At 72.6% G+C, this 16,370-nt stretch carries 13 protein-coding genes and 3 tRNA genes; 6 read left to right on the top strand and 10 right to left on the bottom strand.

Going from position 1 to position 16,370, the window contains the following annotated elements; translation table 11 throughout:
* Positions 1-572: 572 nt before the first annotated feature.
* The 3 genes from ACFYOY_RS39805 to ACFYOY_RS39795 form a co-directional block, all read right to left on the bottom strand.
* Positions 573-649: transfer RNA gene (locus ACFYOY_RS39805), tRNA-Ile, on the bottom strand.
* 174 nt (positions 650-823) lie between these two features.
* A tRNA-Asn gene (locus tag ACFYOY_RS39800) sits at positions 824-896 on the bottom strand.
* 5 nt (positions 897-901) lie between these two features.
* Positions 902-974 (bottom strand) — tRNA-Asn (locus ACFYOY_RS39795).
* Positions 975-1,221: 247 nt separating this feature from the next.
* On the opposite strand from ACFYOY_RS39795, the gene ACFYOY_RS39790 reads away from it, so the two are divergent.
* Entirely contained in the window at positions 1,222-1,491 is a 270-nt protein-coding gene (locus ACFYOY_RS39790) for a YtxH domain-containing protein (protein WP_351883088.1), read from the top strand.
* 25 nt (positions 1,492-1,516) lie between these two features.
* On the top strand, positions 1,517-3,073 hold the full coding sequence (locus tag ACFYOY_RS39785) for an FGGY family carbohydrate kinase (RefSeq protein WP_351882738.1): 1,557 nt from the start codon (positions 1,517-1,519) through the stop codon (positions 3,071-3,073).
* Between the two features lie 158 nt (positions 3,074-3,231).
* On the opposite strand, the gene ACFYOY_RS39780 is transcribed toward ACFYOY_RS39785, so the two are convergent.
* From ACFYOY_RS39780 to ACFYOY_RS39760, 5 genes are all read right to left on the bottom strand, one after another.
* Positions 3,232-4,440 (bottom strand): RNA polymerase sigma factor, encoded by a 1,209-nt coding sequence (locus tag ACFYOY_RS39780; protein WP_388592537.1) that lies wholly within the window; start codon positions 4,438-4,440, stop codon positions 3,232-3,234.
* 334 nt (positions 4,441-4,774) lie between these two features.
* Entirely contained in the window at positions 4,775-6,781 is a 2,007-nt protein-coding gene (gene dnaG / locus ACFYOY_RS39775) for a DNA primase (protein ID WP_388592534.1), read from the bottom strand.
* 75 nt (positions 6,782-6,856) lie between these two features.
* A complete protein-coding gene (locus ACFYOY_RS39770) occupies positions 6,857-8,152 on the bottom strand; it encodes an FAD-dependent oxidoreductase (RefSeq protein WP_351882734.1) in 1,296 nt (431 codons plus the stop codon).
* Positions 8,153-8,430: 278 nt separating this feature from the next.
* Positions 8,431-9,792, bottom strand: a complete 1,362-nt coding sequence (locus ACFYOY_RS39765; protein WP_351882732.1) for a deoxyguanosinetriphosphate triphosphohydrolase — start codon at positions 9,790-9,792, stop codon at positions 8,431-8,433.
* A complete protein-coding gene (locus tag ACFYOY_RS39760) occupies positions 9,789-10,766 on the bottom strand; it encodes a sirohydrochlorin chelatase (RefSeq protein WP_351882730.1) in 978 nt (325 codons plus the stop codon). Before ACFYOY_RS39760 ends, ACFYOY_RS39765 begins: the two co-directional genes overlap by 4 nt.
* Positions 10,767-10,926: 160 nt before the next feature.
* Between ACFYOY_RS39760 and ACFYOY_RS39755 the strand changes: the two genes are divergently transcribed.
* Complete coding sequence (locus ACFYOY_RS39755) at positions 10,927-13,119, top strand: molybdopterin oxidoreductase family protein (protein ID WP_351882728.1); 2,193 nt, start codon at positions 10,927-10,929, stop codon at positions 13,117-13,119.
* Between the two features lie 12 nt (positions 13,120-13,131).
* On the opposite strand, the gene ACFYOY_RS39750 is transcribed toward ACFYOY_RS39755, so the two are convergent.
* On the bottom strand, positions 13,132-14,118 hold the full coding sequence (locus tag ACFYOY_RS39750) for an adenosine deaminase (protein WP_351882726.1): 987 nt from the start codon (positions 14,116-14,118) through the stop codon (positions 13,132-13,134).
* Between the two features lie 333 nt (positions 14,119-14,451).
* Between ACFYOY_RS39750 and ACFYOY_RS39745 the strand changes: the two genes are divergently transcribed.
* Positions 14,452-14,745, top strand: coding sequence for a hypothetical protein (locus ACFYOY_RS39745; protein ID WP_351882724.1), 294 nt, complete (start codon positions 14,452-14,454; stop codon positions 14,743-14,745).
* Between the two features lie 73 nt (positions 14,746-14,818).
* A complete protein-coding gene (locus ACFYOY_RS39740; protein ID WP_351882722.1) occupies positions 14,819-15,514 on the top strand; it encodes an ElyC/SanA/YdcF family protein in 696 nt (231 codons plus the stop codon).
* A 43-nt stretch (positions 15,515-15,557) separates the two neighbouring features.
* Here ACFYOY_RS39740 and cutA read toward each other — a convergent pair whose 3' ends face one another.
* The gene (gene cutA / locus ACFYOY_RS39735) at positions 15,558-15,881 is read right to left on the bottom strand and encodes a divalent-cation tolerance protein CutA (RefSeq protein WP_351883086.1); all 324 of its coding nucleotides are present in this window, start codon (positions 15,879-15,881) and stop codon (positions 15,558-15,560) included.
* Positions 15,882-16,005: 124 nt separating this feature from the next.
* Here cutA and ACFYOY_RS39730 point away from each other — a divergent pair, with 124 nt between their 5' ends.
* The gene (locus ACFYOY_RS39730) at positions 16,006-16,365 is read left to right on the top strand and encodes a cupin (RefSeq protein ID WP_014060454.1); all 360 of its coding nucleotides are present in this window, start codon (positions 16,006-16,008) and stop codon (positions 16,363-16,365) included.
* The last annotated feature ends 5 nt before the right edge of the window (positions 16,366-16,370 follow it).

Here is a 16,370-nt window from a genome sequence, read left to right as displayed (position 1 = left end):
CGCATCAGCGTGCTGTTCGCCATGCTCCGAGACGGCACCTTCTACCAACCCAGAACCCCACGCCTCGCTTGACGAAAGACATAGAGGCACCCCCCGGGGCTGGAGGGCCCCCAGATCCGTGCCGTCCGGCTTGGTCCAGCCCGAACGGCCCTCGGTCAGGCGTTCGGCACACCGCCCGCTCCCCGTCCTGTACGCGCCTGCTTCCGAGCAGCGCGGCAAGAACGTCACCTTGCGGCACGATCGGATCGTCTCCGCGCGACGGCGGGCCGAGCTACCCCTCGCGGTCACACGGAACAACGCTCCATAGCGCCGGTGTCCTTGCCGGCGGCCGACCCGGCCGAGGGCCGTTCGTAGACGGGTGCGACGCCCCACACCTTTCCGCGGCGGCCGTGGGACCGTTGTTAACCATCCCACGGATGCAAGACTACAAAGACCCAGGTCACAGCCGCGCAAGGCCGGTCCGGGATATCCGAAGCGCCACGTTCGCCACACCCCCGCGAGGCGACCGCCACACGCGAAAGGCCCCCGAAAAGCGCGTTTCCCCAGGTCAGAACGTTTCCGCAGGGTAAAACTGGTGGGGCGGGTGGGACTCGAACCCACGGCCGACGGATTATGAGTCCGCTGCTCTAACCGGCTGAGCTACCGCCCCGTAACGGCGCGTCGTACACATCTGCGCGCGCCGTCTGCCGCAGCATAGCCGCTCATACGATCTGCTGCTTCGAAGGGCCGGTGACGGGAGCCCCCCTGGCTTCGATCATGGCGTAGATCACGTCCGCAGGGGCCCGGAAATGAAAAAGGACCCCTCAAGGGGTCCTCCTCACTGCTCCCCCGACTGGACTCGAACCAGTAACCCTCCGGTTAACAGCCGAATGCTCTGCCAATTGAGCTACAGGGGACCGAGCTCCCCCGACTGGACTCGAACCAGTAACCTGCCGGTTAACAGCCGGCTGCTCTGCCAATTGAGCTACAGGGGATTGCTCCATGTGCCGCGAGCGTGACCCCGCCCGGGGCTCCCGGACGGCGTGCGCTCGCTGCGACACATACATTAGCGCAAGCAGGGGGGTGCTCCGCCAATCGGTTCGCCGCGTCCGCCCTCAGGCGATCCGCGGCCGATCCAGGGATGATCTTCTACGTGATCGTGGGTGATCTGCGGTGCGGGCGGGTAGGCGCGCAGCACGACCCCGGGGTCCGGACGTGAAGGACAGCGAGAAGGGCAGGTCGATGCGCTACCGGCTGACGTTCATCACTGGGATGGCTGTGGGTTATGTGCTGGGCACGCGAGCGGGCCAGGAGCGGTACGAGCAGTTGCGCGCCTGTGCGCAGAAGTTCGCGCGGAATCCAGCCGTCCGCAATACCGCCGAGTCGGCCGCGCAAGGCGGCCGACTGGCCGCCGTGCGGGCGCTGGACAAGGTCCGGCCGCTGCGCGAGAAGATCGGGCAGCGCGACGCCCGCGCGGTGGGCGAGGACGACTGGGGCACCAGCAACACCTAGCCGCGGCGGTGGCATGATCTGATCCATGGGGATAGTCGCCGGGTTGGACAGTTCGTCCGAGAGCACACGAATCGTCGTCTGTGACACCGATACGGGTGCCGTGATCAAACAGGGGTACGCCCCGCACCCGGTCGGCGGCAGCGGCGATGTGGATCCGCAGGCGTGGCTGATGTCCCTCGGCGAGGCCGCCGAGGGCGGGCTGCTCGAAGGGGTCCAGGCCATCGGCGTCTCGGCGCAGCAGCACGGGCTGCTGGCGCTGGACGCGGGCGGGGTGCTGGTGCGCCCCGCGCTGATGGGCAACGACAAGCGCGCACAGTCCGCGGCCGCCGACCTCACCGAGGCGCTCGGCGGCCGCACCGCGTGGGCCCAGGCGGTCGGCGCCGTGCCGACCGCCTCGCAGCCGGTGGCCAAGCTGCGCTGGCTGGCGCGGAGCGAGCCGGACTCGGCGCACCGCGTGGCCGAGCTGATGCAGCCGCACGACTGGCTGGTGTGGCAGCTGCTGGGGCGGCCGGTGCGGCGTACGACCGACCGCGGCACGGCCTCCAGCAGCGGCTACTGGTCGGCGGCGAACGGATCCTGGCGCCCCGACCTGGTCCAGCTGGCCCTCGGTCACCAGGTGCGGCTGCCGGAGGTCATCGGCCCTGCCGACGCCGCCGGGCACACCCCCGAGGGGCTGCTGATCTCCGCCGGTACGGGCGAGACCATGGCCGCCGCCTTCGGGCTCGGGGTCGGGGTCGGCGACGCGGTGATCTCGCTGGGCGCCTCCGGCTCGGTCTTCTCCGTCCACCACGAGGCGCTGGCCGATCCGACCGGCACGATCCTGTCGTACGCGGACGCCACCGGGTTGCATCTGCCGGTGGTGCATACGCTCAACGCGGTACGGACGCTGCGCGGTACGGCGGAGCTGCTCGGTACGGATCTCGACGGGCTCTCCGCGCTCGCGATGAAGTCCACCCCGGGGTCGTACGGGCTGGTGCTGCTGCCCTATTTGGAGGGTGAGCGGACCCCGCATCTACCGCATACGGCCGGCACGCTGACCGGGCTGCGGCGTGAGTCGATGAAGCCCGAGCATCTGGCGCGGGCCGCGTTCGAGGGGATGCTGTGCGGGCTCGCGGACGCGCTGGACGTGCTGCGCGGGCGCGGCGTCCAGGTGCGGCGTGTCTTCCTGCTCGGGCCCGCGGCCGATCTGCAGGCCGTCCGCGCAATCGCGCCCGCGCTGCTCGGGGTGCAGGTCGTGGTGCCCCAGCCCGCCGACTACGCCGCCCTGGGCGCGGCCCGCCAGGCCGCGTGGGCGCTGGGCGTCTCGCACGGCACCCAGTCGCCGCACGAGCCGCCGCGCTGGCCGGCCGCGGCGAGCCAGGTCTTCGAGCCGGGCGAGGAACTGCCGGTGGGGCAGGCGGTGCGGCAGCAGTACGTGGCGGTGCGGGAGCAGACCCACCCCGGGGCCTTCGAGCCCGGGACCGTCGAGCCGGGGGCCCGGGAGACCGTGGGCCATGCGGCGGGCGGTGGGTACGAGGCCGGGGGGTACGAGCCCGGGAGTGGTCATGATCATGGGGTGACCGGAGGGTACGGGGCGATGTGAGAACCTGGGGCCTCGGGACGCGATCGAGGCCCTTGGGGGTTTCAGGACGGGTGTGAGGGCCCCTGGGGTGTGAGTCCCTCGGGTTTCGGCCAGGCGTGAGCCCTGGGTTTCGGCAGTGCGGAGCCCGGCTCGGCCTGCCTGGGGCGGGGTCGGTGCCGCTAGTCCAGATAGCCGCGGAGCTGATCGGCGAAGGCGTGGTCGCGGAGCTTGTTGAGCGTCTTCGACTCGATCTGACGGATCCGCTCCCGCGTCACCCCGAAGATCCGGCCGATCTCCTCCAGGGTGCGGGGGCGGCCGTCGACCAGTCCGTACCGCAGCTGCACCACTTTGCGTTCGCGCTCGCCGAGCGTCGACAGCACGGCCTCCAAGTGCTCGCGGAGCAGCAGGAAGGCCGCGGACTCCACGGGTGAGGCCGCGTCGCCGTCCTCGATGAGGTCGCCGAGGGCCACATCGTCCTCCTCGCCCACCGGCGCGTGGAGCGACACCGGCTCCTGGGCCAGCCGCAGCACCTCGCTCACCCGCTCCGGGAGGAGGTCGAGATGGGCGGCGACCTCCTCGGGGGTGGGTTCGTAGCCGCGCTCCTGGAGCATCCGGCGCTGGACCCGGACCACCCGGTTGATCAGCTCGACGACATGCACCGGGACCCGGATCGTCCGGGCCTGGTCGGCCAGGGCGCGGGACATGGCCTGGCGGATCCACCAGGTCGCGTACGTCGAGAACTTGTACCCGCGGGCGTAGTCGAACTTCTCGACCGCGCGGATCAGGCCGAGGTTTCCCTCCTGGACCAGGTCGAGCATGGTCAGGCCGCGGCCGATATAGCGCTTGGCGACGGAGACGACGAGGCGGAGGTTGGCCTCGATCAGCCGACGCTTGGCCATCCGGCCCAGGACCACCAACCGGTCGAGGTCCACGGCGAGTTGGGAGTCGAGGTCGGGGGTGTTGCCGAGCTTCTCCTCGGCGAAGAGACCCGCCTCGACCCGGCGGGCCAGCTCGACCTCCTCGACCGCGGAGAGCAGCGGTATCCGCCCGATCTCGCGGAGGTACTGGCGGAAGAGGTCGGCGGAGGGGCCGCTGGTGTCGGCGCGGGCGGGCGGCTCGATCGGTTCGACGGGCTCCACGACCGTATCGACGGGCTCGACCGGCTCGGCGGATTCCGCTTCGGGGGCGCCGTCGGGGTCGGGGTCGGCAGCGAGATCGGCCATGGCGTCCGGTGCGGCGTCCTGGTCGCTCTCCGGTGCACCCTCCGGGGCGAGGTCCGCCGGGTCCTCGGGCACGGCCGGCGCTACCGGTGCCGCGCCGGGCGGGCGGGCGGACACGGGGTGCGGCGAGGCCGCGAGGGCCGCGTCGGTGAGGGTCTGGGTCTGCACGGGGGCGACCTCCAGGGTGATCGCTGCTGAGGGGGCAGAACGATCGGGCACGGCACGGCGGCCGCGCCGCCGTCCGTCCCGTACATCATGAGCGGATCTGCGGGGGATTCCGGCCCTACCTGGCCAACACCGCCGCGCTCCGAGGACTCAGGCACCGCACCCCAGTGTGGAGTACGACACAGGCCCGCCACGAGGGGCGTGCGGGCACTTTTTGCTCAGCGGCCCGTGACCGTACGACTACCCGGCGGCTACAGCGCCCCCTCCGGCCCGCCCGCCGAGGCACGAACGGGCTGGCCGGAACCCACCATTCGGCCCGTACCGCCCCGCTCTCGGCCTACAGCGCCGCCGCGCCCCGGTCCCGGAGGGACTGGCCGTACTGCTGCAGCACCCACAGCTCGTTCTGTACGGCGGCGAGGTGGGCGGGGTCCGCATGCTGACCCAGGCGCTGGAGGGCGCCCCGCACCTCGGTCACGCGCTGATTCACCGCGGCCAGCCGTACAGCCACCAACTGCACACCCGCGTACACCTCGTCCGGGTCGCGGCGGGTGTGCGGCGGCTCGACGGCGAGCTCGGTGACCATCGCCCGGACCGTGTCGTCGGGCGCCGCCTCGCGGACCCGGGCGAGATAGTCGGCGTCCGCGGCGGCCGTACCGCCCGCGTCCTCGATCGTGCGGCGCACCGCCGCGTACGGCGGGGCGGTGAACTCGTCGATGCCGTAGGCGTCGAAGGCCGGGGAGACCAGGTCTGGATGCTGAAGCGCCAGCTTGAGCAGCTCGCGCTCGACGCGGTGGGCGGGGCTGCGCAGATTCAGCGCCGGACCGCGCGGGACCGGCGGCGCGCCGCCGGCGCCAGGGCCTCCGGGCCCGCCCGGCCCGCCAGGACCGCCATGCCCACCCGGGCCGCCGCCCCGCTGGTCACCGCGGCCGCCGTACCGGGACCCGCCCGGGCCGACGCCGCGCTGATCGCCGCGGCCACCGTGCTCCGGGCCGCCCGGGCCGCCGTTCTGCCTGCTGCGGGCCAGCCCGCGCACCCGGCGGATGATCGACTGCTCCTCCGCCTGGGTGGCGATGCCGACCATCCCGATCAGCCGGATCGCATAGCGGTCCCGCAGCCCGGGGTTCTTGATCGCCGCGACGACCGGCACCGCCTCGTCGACGGCGGCGATGCGCCCCTCCTCGGTGTCCAGGTTGTACCGGGAGACGATCGACTTCAGCGCGAAGGCGAACAGCGGCGTACGGCTGTCGACCAGGGAGGCCACGGCCTCGTCGCCGCGGGCCAGGCGCAGTTCGCACGGGTCCATCCCGTCGGGCGTGATCGCGATGGAGGTCTCGGCGGCGAACCGCTGGTCGTCCTCGAAGGCGCGCAGGGCCGCCTTCTGCCCGGCCGCGTCGCCGTCGAAGGTGAAGACGACCTCCGCGCCCGCGTTGTCCATGAGCAGCCGTCGGAGGATCTTGATGTGGTCGCCGCCGAAGGCGGTGCCGCAGGTGGCGATGGCGGTGGTGACCCCCGCGAGATGGCAGGCCATGACGTCCGTATAGCCCTCGACCACCACCGCCCGGCTGGCCTTGGCGATGTCCTTCTTGGCGAGGTCGATGCCGTAGAGGACCTGGGACTTGCGGTAGAGCGGGGTCTCGGGGGTGTTGAGGTACTTCGGGCCGTTGTCGTCGTCGCGCAGCTTCCGGGCGCCGAAGCCGACGACCTCACCGGAGATGTCCCGGATCGGCCACATCAGCCGGCCCCGGAAGCGGTCGATGGGGCCGCGCCGGCCCTCCTGGACGAGCCCGGAGAGGATCAGCTCCTTGTCGGTGAAACCGCGGCCGCGCAGATAGCGGACGAGGTGGTCCCAGCCGGCCGGGCTGTAGCCCACGCCGAAGTGCTGCGCCGCGGCCTGGTCGAAGCCGCGCTCCGCCAGGAAGGTGCGGCCGATCTCCGCCTCGGGGCGCTCCAGCTGCTCGACGTAGAACTGCGCGGCCGCCTTATGGGCCTCGACCAGCCGGGTGCGCTCGCCCTGCTGGCGGCCGGGGGTGTAGCCGCCCTCCTCGTAGCGCAGGGTGATGCCGGCCTGGGAGGCCAGCCGCTCGATGGTCTCGGCGAAGGAGAGGTGGTCGATCTTCATGACGAAGTCGACGGTGTCGCCGCCCGCCTGGCAGCCGAAGCAGTAGTAGAGCCCCTTGCTGGGGCTGACCTGGAAGGACGGGGACTTCTCGTCATGGAAGGGGCACAGGCCCTTGAGATTGCCACCCCCCGCGTTGCGCAGCTGGAGGTATTCGGACACGACGGCGTCGATCGGGACCGCTGCCCGTACCGCCTTCACGTCGTCATCGTTGATCCTGCCTGCCACGCCCGAATTCTACGGCCGGGGTCCGACATGGCTGTCCGTCGCCTGCCGTACCCCGGCGGGAGCGTGGCCGAGGGCCTACGGGAGCAGCGAGGTCAGCGGGACGGACGGGTCGGCCAGGGCCGCCGGGTCGAGCTGGTCGCCGCCGCGGATGAGCCGTTGGATCGATTCGGTGACGTCCCAGACGTTGACGTTCATGCCCGCGAGCAGCCGGCCGTCGTTCAGCCAGAAGGCGATGAACTGCCGCTTGCCGACGTCGCCGCGCACCAGCACCTGATCGTACGAGCCGGGCGGGGCGTAGCCGGAGTACTCCAGGCCGACGTCGTACTGGTCGGAGAAGAAGTACGGCACCCGGTCGTACGCGACGTCCTGGCCGAGCATGGCGCGGGCCGCCGCCGGGCCGCCGTTCAGGGCATTGGCCCAGTGCTCGACGCGCAGCCGGGCGCTCGGCGGGAGGGCGGCCCGTACGGGGGTGCCCTCGATGAAGCCGAGCGGGGCGGAGGCGACGTCGCCCGCCGCGAAGATGTCCGGGTCGCTGGTGCGCAGCGAGGTGTCGACCGCGATGCCGCCGCCCGCCGCGCGGTCCACCACCTCCAGGCCCGCGGCCTCGGCGAGGGCGGTGCGCGGGGCGGCGCCGATGGCGGCCAGGACGCTGTGGGCGGGGTGCTCCTCGCCGTCGTCGGTGAGGGCGGCCAGCACCATGCCGTCCTGGCCGGTGATCTCGGTAAGGCGGGCACCGAAGCGGAAGCGGACGCCGTGCTCGCCGTGGAGGTCGGCGAAGAGGGCGCCCAGCTCGGGGCCGAGGACGGGGTGGAGCGGGGTGGGCTCGGGCTCGACGATGGTCACCTCGGCGCCGTAGCCGCGCGCGGCGGCCGCGACTTCGAGGCCGATCCAGCCCGCGCCCGCGATGACCAGCTGGCCGTTGTCCCGGCCGAGGGTGGTGAGGACGCCCTTGAGCCGCTCGGCGTGGGCGAGCCGGCGCAGATGGTGGACCCCGGCCAGATCGGTGCCGGGGATGTCGAGGCGGCGCGGCTCGGCGCCGGTGGCCAGCAGCAGCCGGTCGTAGTGGACCCGGGTGCCGTCGCCCAGGGTCACGGCCTTGGCGGCGCGGTCCAGGTGGACGGCGGGCAGGCCGAGGTGGAGCTCGATATCGGCCTGGGCGTACCAGGCGGGCTCGTGGACGAAGACGCTGTCGCGCTCTTGGCTGCCGGTGAGGAAGCCCTTGGACAGCGGGGGCCGCTCATAGGGGTGGTCGCGCTCGTCACCGATGAGGATCACCCGCCCGGTGAAGCCCTCCGCTCGCAGGGTTTCCGCGGCTTTCGCCCCGGCCAGACCCCCTCCGACGATGACGAATGTCTGGTGTGCGTCGACCACTTGTGTCCTCCTCGCTGCCGAGCGGTGCCGAGCAGTGCCTCTATGAGTGCCTTACCCCGGTCGCGTCAGGTCGTGCTCTCCGAAAGCGGTGCCAAATGCTGTGCCCATGGCTGTGCCAGAGGCCGTGCGGAACGTCCGTGCCCGAAAGCTGTACCGGAAGCTGTGCGGCAACGTGTGCCGAAAGCCGTGTCAAAGGGGAGCCTCCCGCACCGCGCGTGCGTCCGGAAGGGCCCGTACGCCGGACGTGTGCACGCAAGCCGGATCCGGCGGGCGGGGGGTCACGCGGTGAGCCGGGCGTGGAGCCACCGGGCCGAGGTGTCGGTCAGGGAGCCGATCTGGTCGACGATCGCCCGCAGCCGGCCCCGGTCGTCCCCGGCCGCGTCGAAGAGCGAGCGGAACTGGGGGTCCAGGCCGACGGGGGCGCGGGCGATCAGGGCATCGCCCAGTTCGGCGATGACGACGCGCTGATCGGCCCGGACCAGCTCCTGGTCGGCACGCTGGATGACATACCGGTCGGCGACCGCCTTGAGGACCGCGCACTCCAGGCGGGCGGCGCGGGGGACGACCAGCTCGGCGTGGTAGCGGGTGAAGCGGCCCGTGCCGTACGCCGCGCGGGTGGCGCCCTCGGCGGCCAGGCAGAAGCGGCCGATGAGCTGGCTGGTGGCGTCCTTGAGGCGGGCCTGGGCGACGGACGAGCCGTCGTAGCCGTGCGGCCACCACTCCTGGCCCAGCAGCCGGTCCAGCGCCTCGGCCAGCTCGTCGGGCTCGGCCCCCGGGGCGTAGCGATCGGCGGCGACGGCGAAGACCTCGCGGCGCTCGGGCTCGGCGAGCAGGCTCGCGGGGTCGAGATGGCCCGCGTGCAGCCCGTCCTCGACGTCGTGGACGGAGTAGGCGACATCGTCGGCCCAGTCCATGACCTGGGCTTCAAAGGTCGTACGGCCCTCGGGGGCGCCCTGCCGGTACCAGGCGAAGATCGGGAGGTCGTCCTCGTAGACCCCGAACTTCGGGGAGCGGGGGCTGTACGGATGGCCACCGCGCGGCCAGGGGTACTTGGTGGCGGCGTCCAGCGCGGCGCGGGTGAGGTTGAGGCCGACGCTCACCGGCTCACCGGCCTCCGGGCCGGGCACGAACCGCTTCGGTTCGAGCCGGGCCAGCAGCCGCAGCGACTGCGCGTTTCCCTCGAAGCCGCCGCAGGGCTCGGCGATCTCGTTGAGCACCCGCTCGCCGTTGTGCCCGAACGGCGGATGGCCGAGGTCATGGGCGAGGCAGGCCGTCTCCACCAGATCCGGGTCGCAGCCGAGGGCGGCCCCCAGCTCACGGCCCACCTGGGCGCACTCCAGGGAGTGGGTCAGCCGGGTGCGGGGCGTGGCATCGTAGGCCAGGGCGCGCCCGGCCGGCCCGGGGTCGGCGGCCGGTGTGGCGGGCACCACCTGGGTCTTCCCGGCCAGTCTGCGCAGCGCGGCGGAGTGCAGCACCCGCGCCCGGTCCCGCTGGAAGGCGGTCCGGCCCGGCCGCTTGTCGGGCTCTGGCGCCCAGCGCTCGAGGTCCACCGGGGAGTAGCCGGGGACGTGGCCGGTGTCGGCCTCGGGGGCACCGGTCGGAGGGGCCGGATCCGGTTCAGGAGGTGCGCTGCGACTCATACACCGACGGTAGCCGCCGGGGGTGACAAGGGCGCAGAGGCGATGGCCTGTTCGTAACGGCGCACTACGAGGCGCGCCACCGCCGGGTGGGCGGCGAGCGGGGCGGCCGCGACCCCGGGGGTGGCGCTCATGTTCTGAACGGCGTTCGCGCACTGGGTGGCGAAGCGGCCGGGCGCGGTGAAGTAGGACGCGACGGCGATCCGGTCATGGCCGAGGGATGCCAGGGCCCGTACGGCCTCGGGCACGGTGGGCCCGGAGCCGGAGGCGTAGCCGGGCAGGACGGGCACACCGCCGAGCCTGGCGCTGAGCAGGGCGGCGGTCCGGGCCACGTCGAGGGCCGCGTCCGGGTCGCGAGAGCCCGCCGCGGCCAGGACGACGCCCGCCCGGTGCGAAGCCGCGACGCCCGTGACGCCGGTTCCGTGCGGAGCCCCGGCCCGACGGCCTGCCTCCGCCAGCCGGGCGTGCAGCGCCTCGGCGAGCAGCGGGTCCGGGCCGAGCGGGGCGGCGAGGTGGGCGGCGAGGTGGGGCGCGGCGGCGACGGCATCCGGGATGTCCTGTTTGATGTGGTAGCCACGGCTCAGGAGCAGCGGGACGAGCACGGCCTCACCGCGCAGCGCGGCCAGCGTGTCGGTCAGCAGCGGCTGGTTGAGCTCGATATGGCCGAGGCGTACGGGCAGTCCGGGGCGGAGCGCGCGGACGCGGTCCAGGAGTGCGGTCACGGTGCGCAGCGCCTCGGGGTCCCGGCTGCCGTGGGCGACGGCGACGAGCGTCGGCGGGCGGTCACGGCCGCCCCGGCGGACGCCCTGACGGCTGCCGGGGCGGCCGCCAGGGTGGCTGCCGTGGCCCAGCCGGTCGAGCTGGGTGGTGAGCTGTGCGGTGAACCGGGTCATGAGCCGCTGGGCACTGTCGAAGTCCGCCGTGCTGTCGATATCGGCCGTGCCATCGGGGCCGGCGGGACCGGAGTGGGGCGTCATGGCCAGAGCCTGGCAGCGGCAGATTGCACCGCCGTTGCGCGGCCGTGACGGGTGGTTGCGCCGATTTCACCGGCCGCCTGGCCCCGTGCTGAGGTCCGCTTCCCGCAGGCGTAATCCGAGACGACGCGGGCCGTAACACGGCCGTAGCACCCTCCTTGGCATGGCGCACGTTCCCGGGGAGCACTCCCCCGCCCCCGACCCCGCCCCCGTCGACACACACTGCCCTTACTGTTCGCTGCAGTGCGGGATGACGCTGCGCCCAACGCCGCCGGACCGCGGGTCGGGCGGCGTTGAGGTCATCGAGCGCACCGCGTTCCCCGTCAACCGCGGCGCGCTCTGCGGTAAGGGCCGCACCGCGCCCGCCGTGCTCTCCTCCCGGGTGCGTCTGACCGAGCCGCTGGTCCGCCGCCCTGACTCCGGTCGGCTCGAACCGGCCACCTGGGAGGAGGCCCTCGACCGGATCGCCGAGGGCCTGGAGGCCACCGGCCGGGCGCACGGCCGCGACGCGGTGGGGGTCTTCGGCGGCGGCGGGCTGACGAACGAGAAGGCGTACGCGCTCGGGAAGTTCGCCCGGGTGGTGCTCGGCACCTCGCAGATCGACTACAACGGCCGGTTCTGCATGTCCTCGGCCGCCGCCGCCCACCAGCGGGCCTTCGGGCTGGACCGCGGGCTTCCGTTCCCGCTGGCGGACGTGGCCCGCACCGGATGCGTCGTCCTCGTCGGCTCGAACCTGGCCGAGACCATGCCGCCCGCGCTGCGCTATCTGACCGAGCTGAAGGAGGCGGGCGGCCGGCTGATCGTGGTCGATCCCCGGCGCACCCGTACGGCGGAGCAGGCGGATCTGCATCTGGCGCCGCGGCCCGGCACCGATCTCGCGCTCGCGCTGGGGCTGCTGCACCTGGTGGTCGCGGAGGGCCGGGTGGACGAGGAGTTCGTCGAACGGCGCACCAGCGGCTGGCCCGAGGCGCGGGCCGCCGCGATGGCCCACTGGCCGGAGCTGGTGGAGCGGATCACGGGCGTCCCCGTCCCTGACCTCCGTAAGGCGGTCGCGATGTTCTGCGACGCCGAGAACTCGATGGTGCTGACGGCTCGGGGCCCCGAGCAGCAGTCCAAGGGCACCGACACCGTCGGCGCGTGGATCAACCTGTGCCTGGCCACCGGCCGCGCGGGCCGCCCGCTCTCCGGCTACGGCTGCCTGACCGGCCAGGGCAACGGCCAGGGCGGCCGCGAACACGGCCAGAAGGCCGATCAGCTGCCCGGCTACCGCAAGCTGGCCGACCCGGCAGCGCGCGCCCATGTGGCGGCCGTATGGGGCGTCGAGCCCGACACCCTCCCCGGGCCGGGGCGCAGCGCGTACGAGCTCCTGGACGCGCTCGGGCGGGACGTCCGGGCGCTGCTGCTGATGGGCTCCAATCCGCTGGTCTCCGCCCCGCGCGCGGCCCATGTGGAGTCCCGGCTGCGGTCGCTGGACTTCCTGGCGGTCGCCGACGTCGTGCTCTCGGAGACCGCCGCGCTCGCCGATGTGGTCCTGCCGGTGGCCCAGTGGGCCGAGGAGACCGGGACCATGACAAACCTGGAGGGCCGGGTCATCCTCCGCCGGGCAGCCCTCACCCCGCCGCCGGGCGTCCGGACGGATTTGTGGGTGCTGAGCGGGCTCGCGGCCCGGCTCGGCTGGGAGAAGGGGTTCCCGGCCGACGCGGAGGAGGTCTTCGAGGAGCTGCGGCGGGCCTCGGCCGGGGGCCCGGCGGACTACTCGGGCATCACGTACCGGAGGATCGCGGAGGAGGACGGGGTGTTCTGGCCCTGCCCGGGGCGCGCGGAGGAGAGCGGCTCCGAGGGGGTGGCCGGTGCCGGCTCGGAGAACGCAGAGGCCGAGCGGCCCGGCCCGCATCCCGGTACGCCACGGCTGTTCCTCGATCGGTTCGCCACCGACGACGGGCGGGCCCGCTTCGCCCCCGTGAGCCATCGTCCGGCCGCGGAGGAACCGGACGCGGCGTATCCGGTGCTGCTGACGACGGGCCGGGTGCTGGCCCAGTACCAGTCGGGCGCCCAGACCCGGCGGGTCACCGAACTCAACGAGGCCGCGCCCGGCCCCTACGTCCAGCTCCACCCGCTGCTCGCCGAGCGGCTGGGGGCGGCCGAGGGCGTACCGATCGCGGTGGTCTCCCGGCGCGGCCGTGCCGTGGCCCCGGCCCGCATCAGCCGGGACATCCGGCCGGACACGGTGTTCATGCCGTTCCACTGGGCGGGGCCGGGGCGGGCCAACACGGTGACGAATCCGGCACTGGATCCGGTGTCGCGGATGCCGGAGTTCAAGGTGTGCGCGGTGCGGCTGGAGCTGGCCGAGGGCTGATCGCCCCAGGGCTCAGCGGGTCCAGCCGTCGACCTCCTTCAGGTACGCCGCCCGCGTCTCCTCCTCCAGGAAGGCGGCCTCGAAGGAGTTGCGGGCCAGGGTGCGCAGGGTGGTCTCGTCGAGGGCGAGCGCGTTCCGTACGGCGGTGAAGTTGTCGGCCACGTAGCCGCCGAAGTAGGCGGGGTCGTCGGAGTTGACCGTCACCAGCAGACCGGCGTCCAGCATCGCGGGCAGCGGATGGTCCTCCAGGCGGTCCACGACGCGCAGCCGGACGTTCGACAGGGGGCAGACGGTCAGCGGGGTCCGGTCCGCGACCAGCCGGGCCACCAGCGCCTCGTCCTCCAGGCAGCGCACCCCGTGGTCGACGCGGTCCACGCCGAGGATGTCCAGCGCTTCCCATACGTACGCGGGCGGCCCCTCCTCCCCCGCGTGCGCGACGCACTTCAGCCCGGCCTCCCGCGCGAGTGCGTACACCTCACGGAACTTCGACGGCGGATTCCCGACCTCCGCCGAGTCCAGGCCGACGGCGGCGATCCGGTCCAGGTGAGGGCGGGCCGCCTCGAACGTCTCCAGGGCCGACTCGGCGCTCTCGTCGCGCAGGAAGCACATGATCAGGCGCGTGGTGATGCCGTACGTCCGCGGCGCCGCGTCCAGCGCACGGCCGATCCCGCGGATGACCGCGTCGATCTCGACGCCGCGCGCGGTGTGCGCCTGCGGGTCGAAGAAGATCTCGGCATGGCGCACGCCCTGCTCACGGGCGCGGGCGAGATACGCGTGGGTGAGGTCGGCGAAGTCGTCCTCGGTACGCAGCACGGTCATCAGCGCGTAGTAGAGGTTCAGGAAGTCCTGCAGGTCGCTGAAGGAGTACGCGGCCCGCAGCTCCTCCTGGGTGGCGTACGGCAGCTCGACCCCGTTGCGCTCGGCGAGTGCGAAGGCCAGATCGGGCTCCAGGGTGCCCTCGATGTGGAGATGGAGCTCTGCGGTGGGGATCGGGGGCATGGAGGGGATCACCTGCTGGTCTTCGGTGGTGCGGAATGACTGGTCAAGGCTATGCGGGAGCGGATGCATCACCCTTGTGGGGGTAATGCGAACGGAAGACGGATACCACCGGGGGGCCGTCGCTACGGTGAGCGAGACAGTACGCTCCGTAGCAGATGGAGGACACGGCGACCGCGATATTGGAGCGGCCGATGACCACAGAAGACGCACCGGCAGTCGAGGAGCCCCATACCTCCCCCTTTCTCTTCAGCTTCCCCACATCCGAGCGCGCCTACGGCCCGGATCTTCACGTCGCGGACCTGAAGGCGTTCGTGGGCGACGCGCGCCCGCCATGTGGACGGCGCGGCGCTGTCCCTCGTCGCCGAGTTCACGTCCGTCTCCACCCGGGATGTCGACTGGCAGGAGAAGCTCGAGGTCTACGGTCGCCATGTGCCGGTCTACCTCGTGCTCGACATGCAGACCGAAGAGATCACGGCCTTCTGGGACCCTTCGGACCACGGCTATCTCGCCCGTATGACGATCCCGTTCGGTAAGCCGCTGCCCATCCCCGCGCCGTTCGGCTTCGAGCTCGAGACAACCGATTTCGTGGATGAGCCCGAAGAGGAGCAGGAGGAAACCTCCGAGTAACCCGACGCAACCGCCACCCTCCCTCCGGCGTCCCACAGCGCGACCGGATCGGTGCTGCGGAGAGGGGGAGCGCATGCGGGGGTGGGTGCGGAGGCGGTTGCCGCGGACGCGGCGGGGGTGGCGGCGGCTGGTGCAGGGGGGCATCCTCGTCTGCGTACTGGCCCTGCTCCCCGCGACCTGGCTGCGGCTGAGCACGGACGACCGGATCCATACCGTCGCCGATGTGCCCTCGGCCCCGGTGGGCGTGGTCTTCGGGGCGGGGCTGTGGAACGGGGAGCCGTCGCCGTATCTGGCGCACCGGCTGGACGCCGCCGTACGGCTCTACCAGGACGGCAGGGTTCGTGCGCTGCTGGTCACCGGGGACAACAGCCGCCATGACTATGACGAACCGGACGCGATGCGCGCGTATCTCGTCAAGCGCGGGGTCCCGGACCGGCGGATCGTGAGCGACTTCGCGGGGTTCGACACCTGGGACTCCTGCAGCCGGGCCCGGCGGGTCTTCGGGGTGCACAAGGCGGTGCTGGTGAGCCAGGGGTTCCATGTCCGGCGGGCGCTGGCGCTGTGCGGGGCGGCGGGGATCGACGCGTACGGGGTCGCGGTCGACGAGCCGCACGATGTGACCTGGTACTTCGGTGGGACGCGGGAGGTCGTGGCGGCGGGCAAGGCGGCCCTGGACGCGGCGTTCGAGCCGGATCCGCACTTCCTGGGGCCGCGGGAGCGGGGGATCGAGCGGGCGCTGGCGGGGCGGGGGGCCTCCGGCTCCCGCTGAGCCGTCGACTCCCTCGGCCCTCGCCTCCAGCCACGGGTCGCCGTCAGTCGATCGTCGTCTCCGACACCACCCACGCCAGATAGTCCTCGCTGCCGTTCACGATGGGCATCGCGATGACCTCGGGCGTCTCGTAGTCGTGCGCCTCGCGGATATGCGCCTCCAGCTCGTCATAGCGCGCGGCGGTCGTCTTGAACAGCACCTGCCACTCGGCCGCCGTCTCGACCTCCCCCTCCCACCGGTACACGGATGTCACGGGCTGGCTGATCTGCGCACAGGCCGCCAGCCGGGCCTCGATCGCCCCGCGGGCCAGCGCCTCGGCCTTCTCGGGGGTGTCGGTGGTGGTCAGTACGGTCAGGTAGTCGGCCACTGCTGCGGTACCTCTCTCCACGGCGCGGTCGTACGGCGCGGCTGCGAACTGGCGCCCACCACGCTAGCCGGTGAGGATTGAGGGAACCCGCCGACGATCAGACCGGACCGATCGAGGGGCACACATGGATGACCTCACCACGCTCGCGCGCCACCATCTGGACCAGGCCAAGGCCGATCCGCACGGGCGCAGCGCACATCTGTTCCTGCACGACGGCCCGCTGCGGCAGAGCGTGATCGCCATGGTCTCCGGCTGCGAGCTCGATGAGCACAACGCTCCTCCGGCGGCCAGTCTCCAGGTGCTGCACGGGCATGTACGGCTGACCGGCGGCGGTGACCGGATGGATCTCATCGCGGGCCAGGTGCAGGAGATCCCGCATGAGCGGCACGGGTTGCGGGCGTTGGAGGACTCGGTGGTGCTGCTGACCGCCGTGACCGCCACGCATGGCTGTCCCACCCCCTACGAGGACGCGGCCACCGCCTGACGGCG

The organism is Streptomyces sp. NPDC007875, assembly GCF_042868035.1.
In the GTDB taxonomy this organism is placed as follows: Bacteria; Actinomycetota; Actinomycetes; order Streptomycetales; family Streptomycetaceae; genus Streptomyces; species Streptomyces antimycoticus.
Note: the sequence above shows the minus strand (reverse complement) of the source record. Positions and strands in the feature narration are given on the sequence as shown.

Excerpts from the sequence above, each read along its gene's own strand:
- ACFYOY_RS39790 (WP_351883088.1), top strand. The coding sequence starts at position 1,222 with ATGCGCTACCGGCTGACGTTCATCACTGGGATGGCTGTGGGTTATGTG.
- ACFYOY_RS39765 (WP_351882732.1), bottom strand. The coding sequence starts at position 9,792 with ATGAGTCGCAGCGCACCTCCTGAACCGGATCCGGCCCCTCCGACCGGT.
- ACFYOY_RS39785 (WP_351882738.1), top strand. The coding sequence starts at position 1,517 with ATGGGGATAGTCGCCGGGTTGGACAGTTCGTCCGAGAGCACACGAATC.
- ACFYOY_RS39730 (WP_014060454.1), top strand. The coding sequence starts at position 16,006 with ATGGATGACCTCACCACGCTCGCGCGCCACCATCTGGACCAGGCCAAG.
- ACFYOY_RS39750 (WP_351882726.1), bottom strand. The coding sequence starts at position 14,118 with ATGCCCCCGATCCCCACCGCAGAGCTCCATCTCCACATCGAGGGCACC.
- ACFYOY_RS39760 (WP_351882730.1), bottom strand. The coding sequence starts at position 10,766 with ATGACGCCCCACTCCGGTCCCGCCGGCCCCGATGGCACGGCCGATATC.
- ACFYOY_RS39740 (WP_351882722.1), top strand. The coding sequence starts at position 14,819 with ATGCGGGGGTGGGTGCGGAGGCGGTTGCCGCGGACGCGGCGGGGGTGG.
- ACFYOY_RS39755 (WP_351882728.1), top strand. The coding sequence starts at position 10,927 with ATGGCGCACGTTCCCGGGGAGCACTCCCCCGCCCCCGACCCCGCCCCC.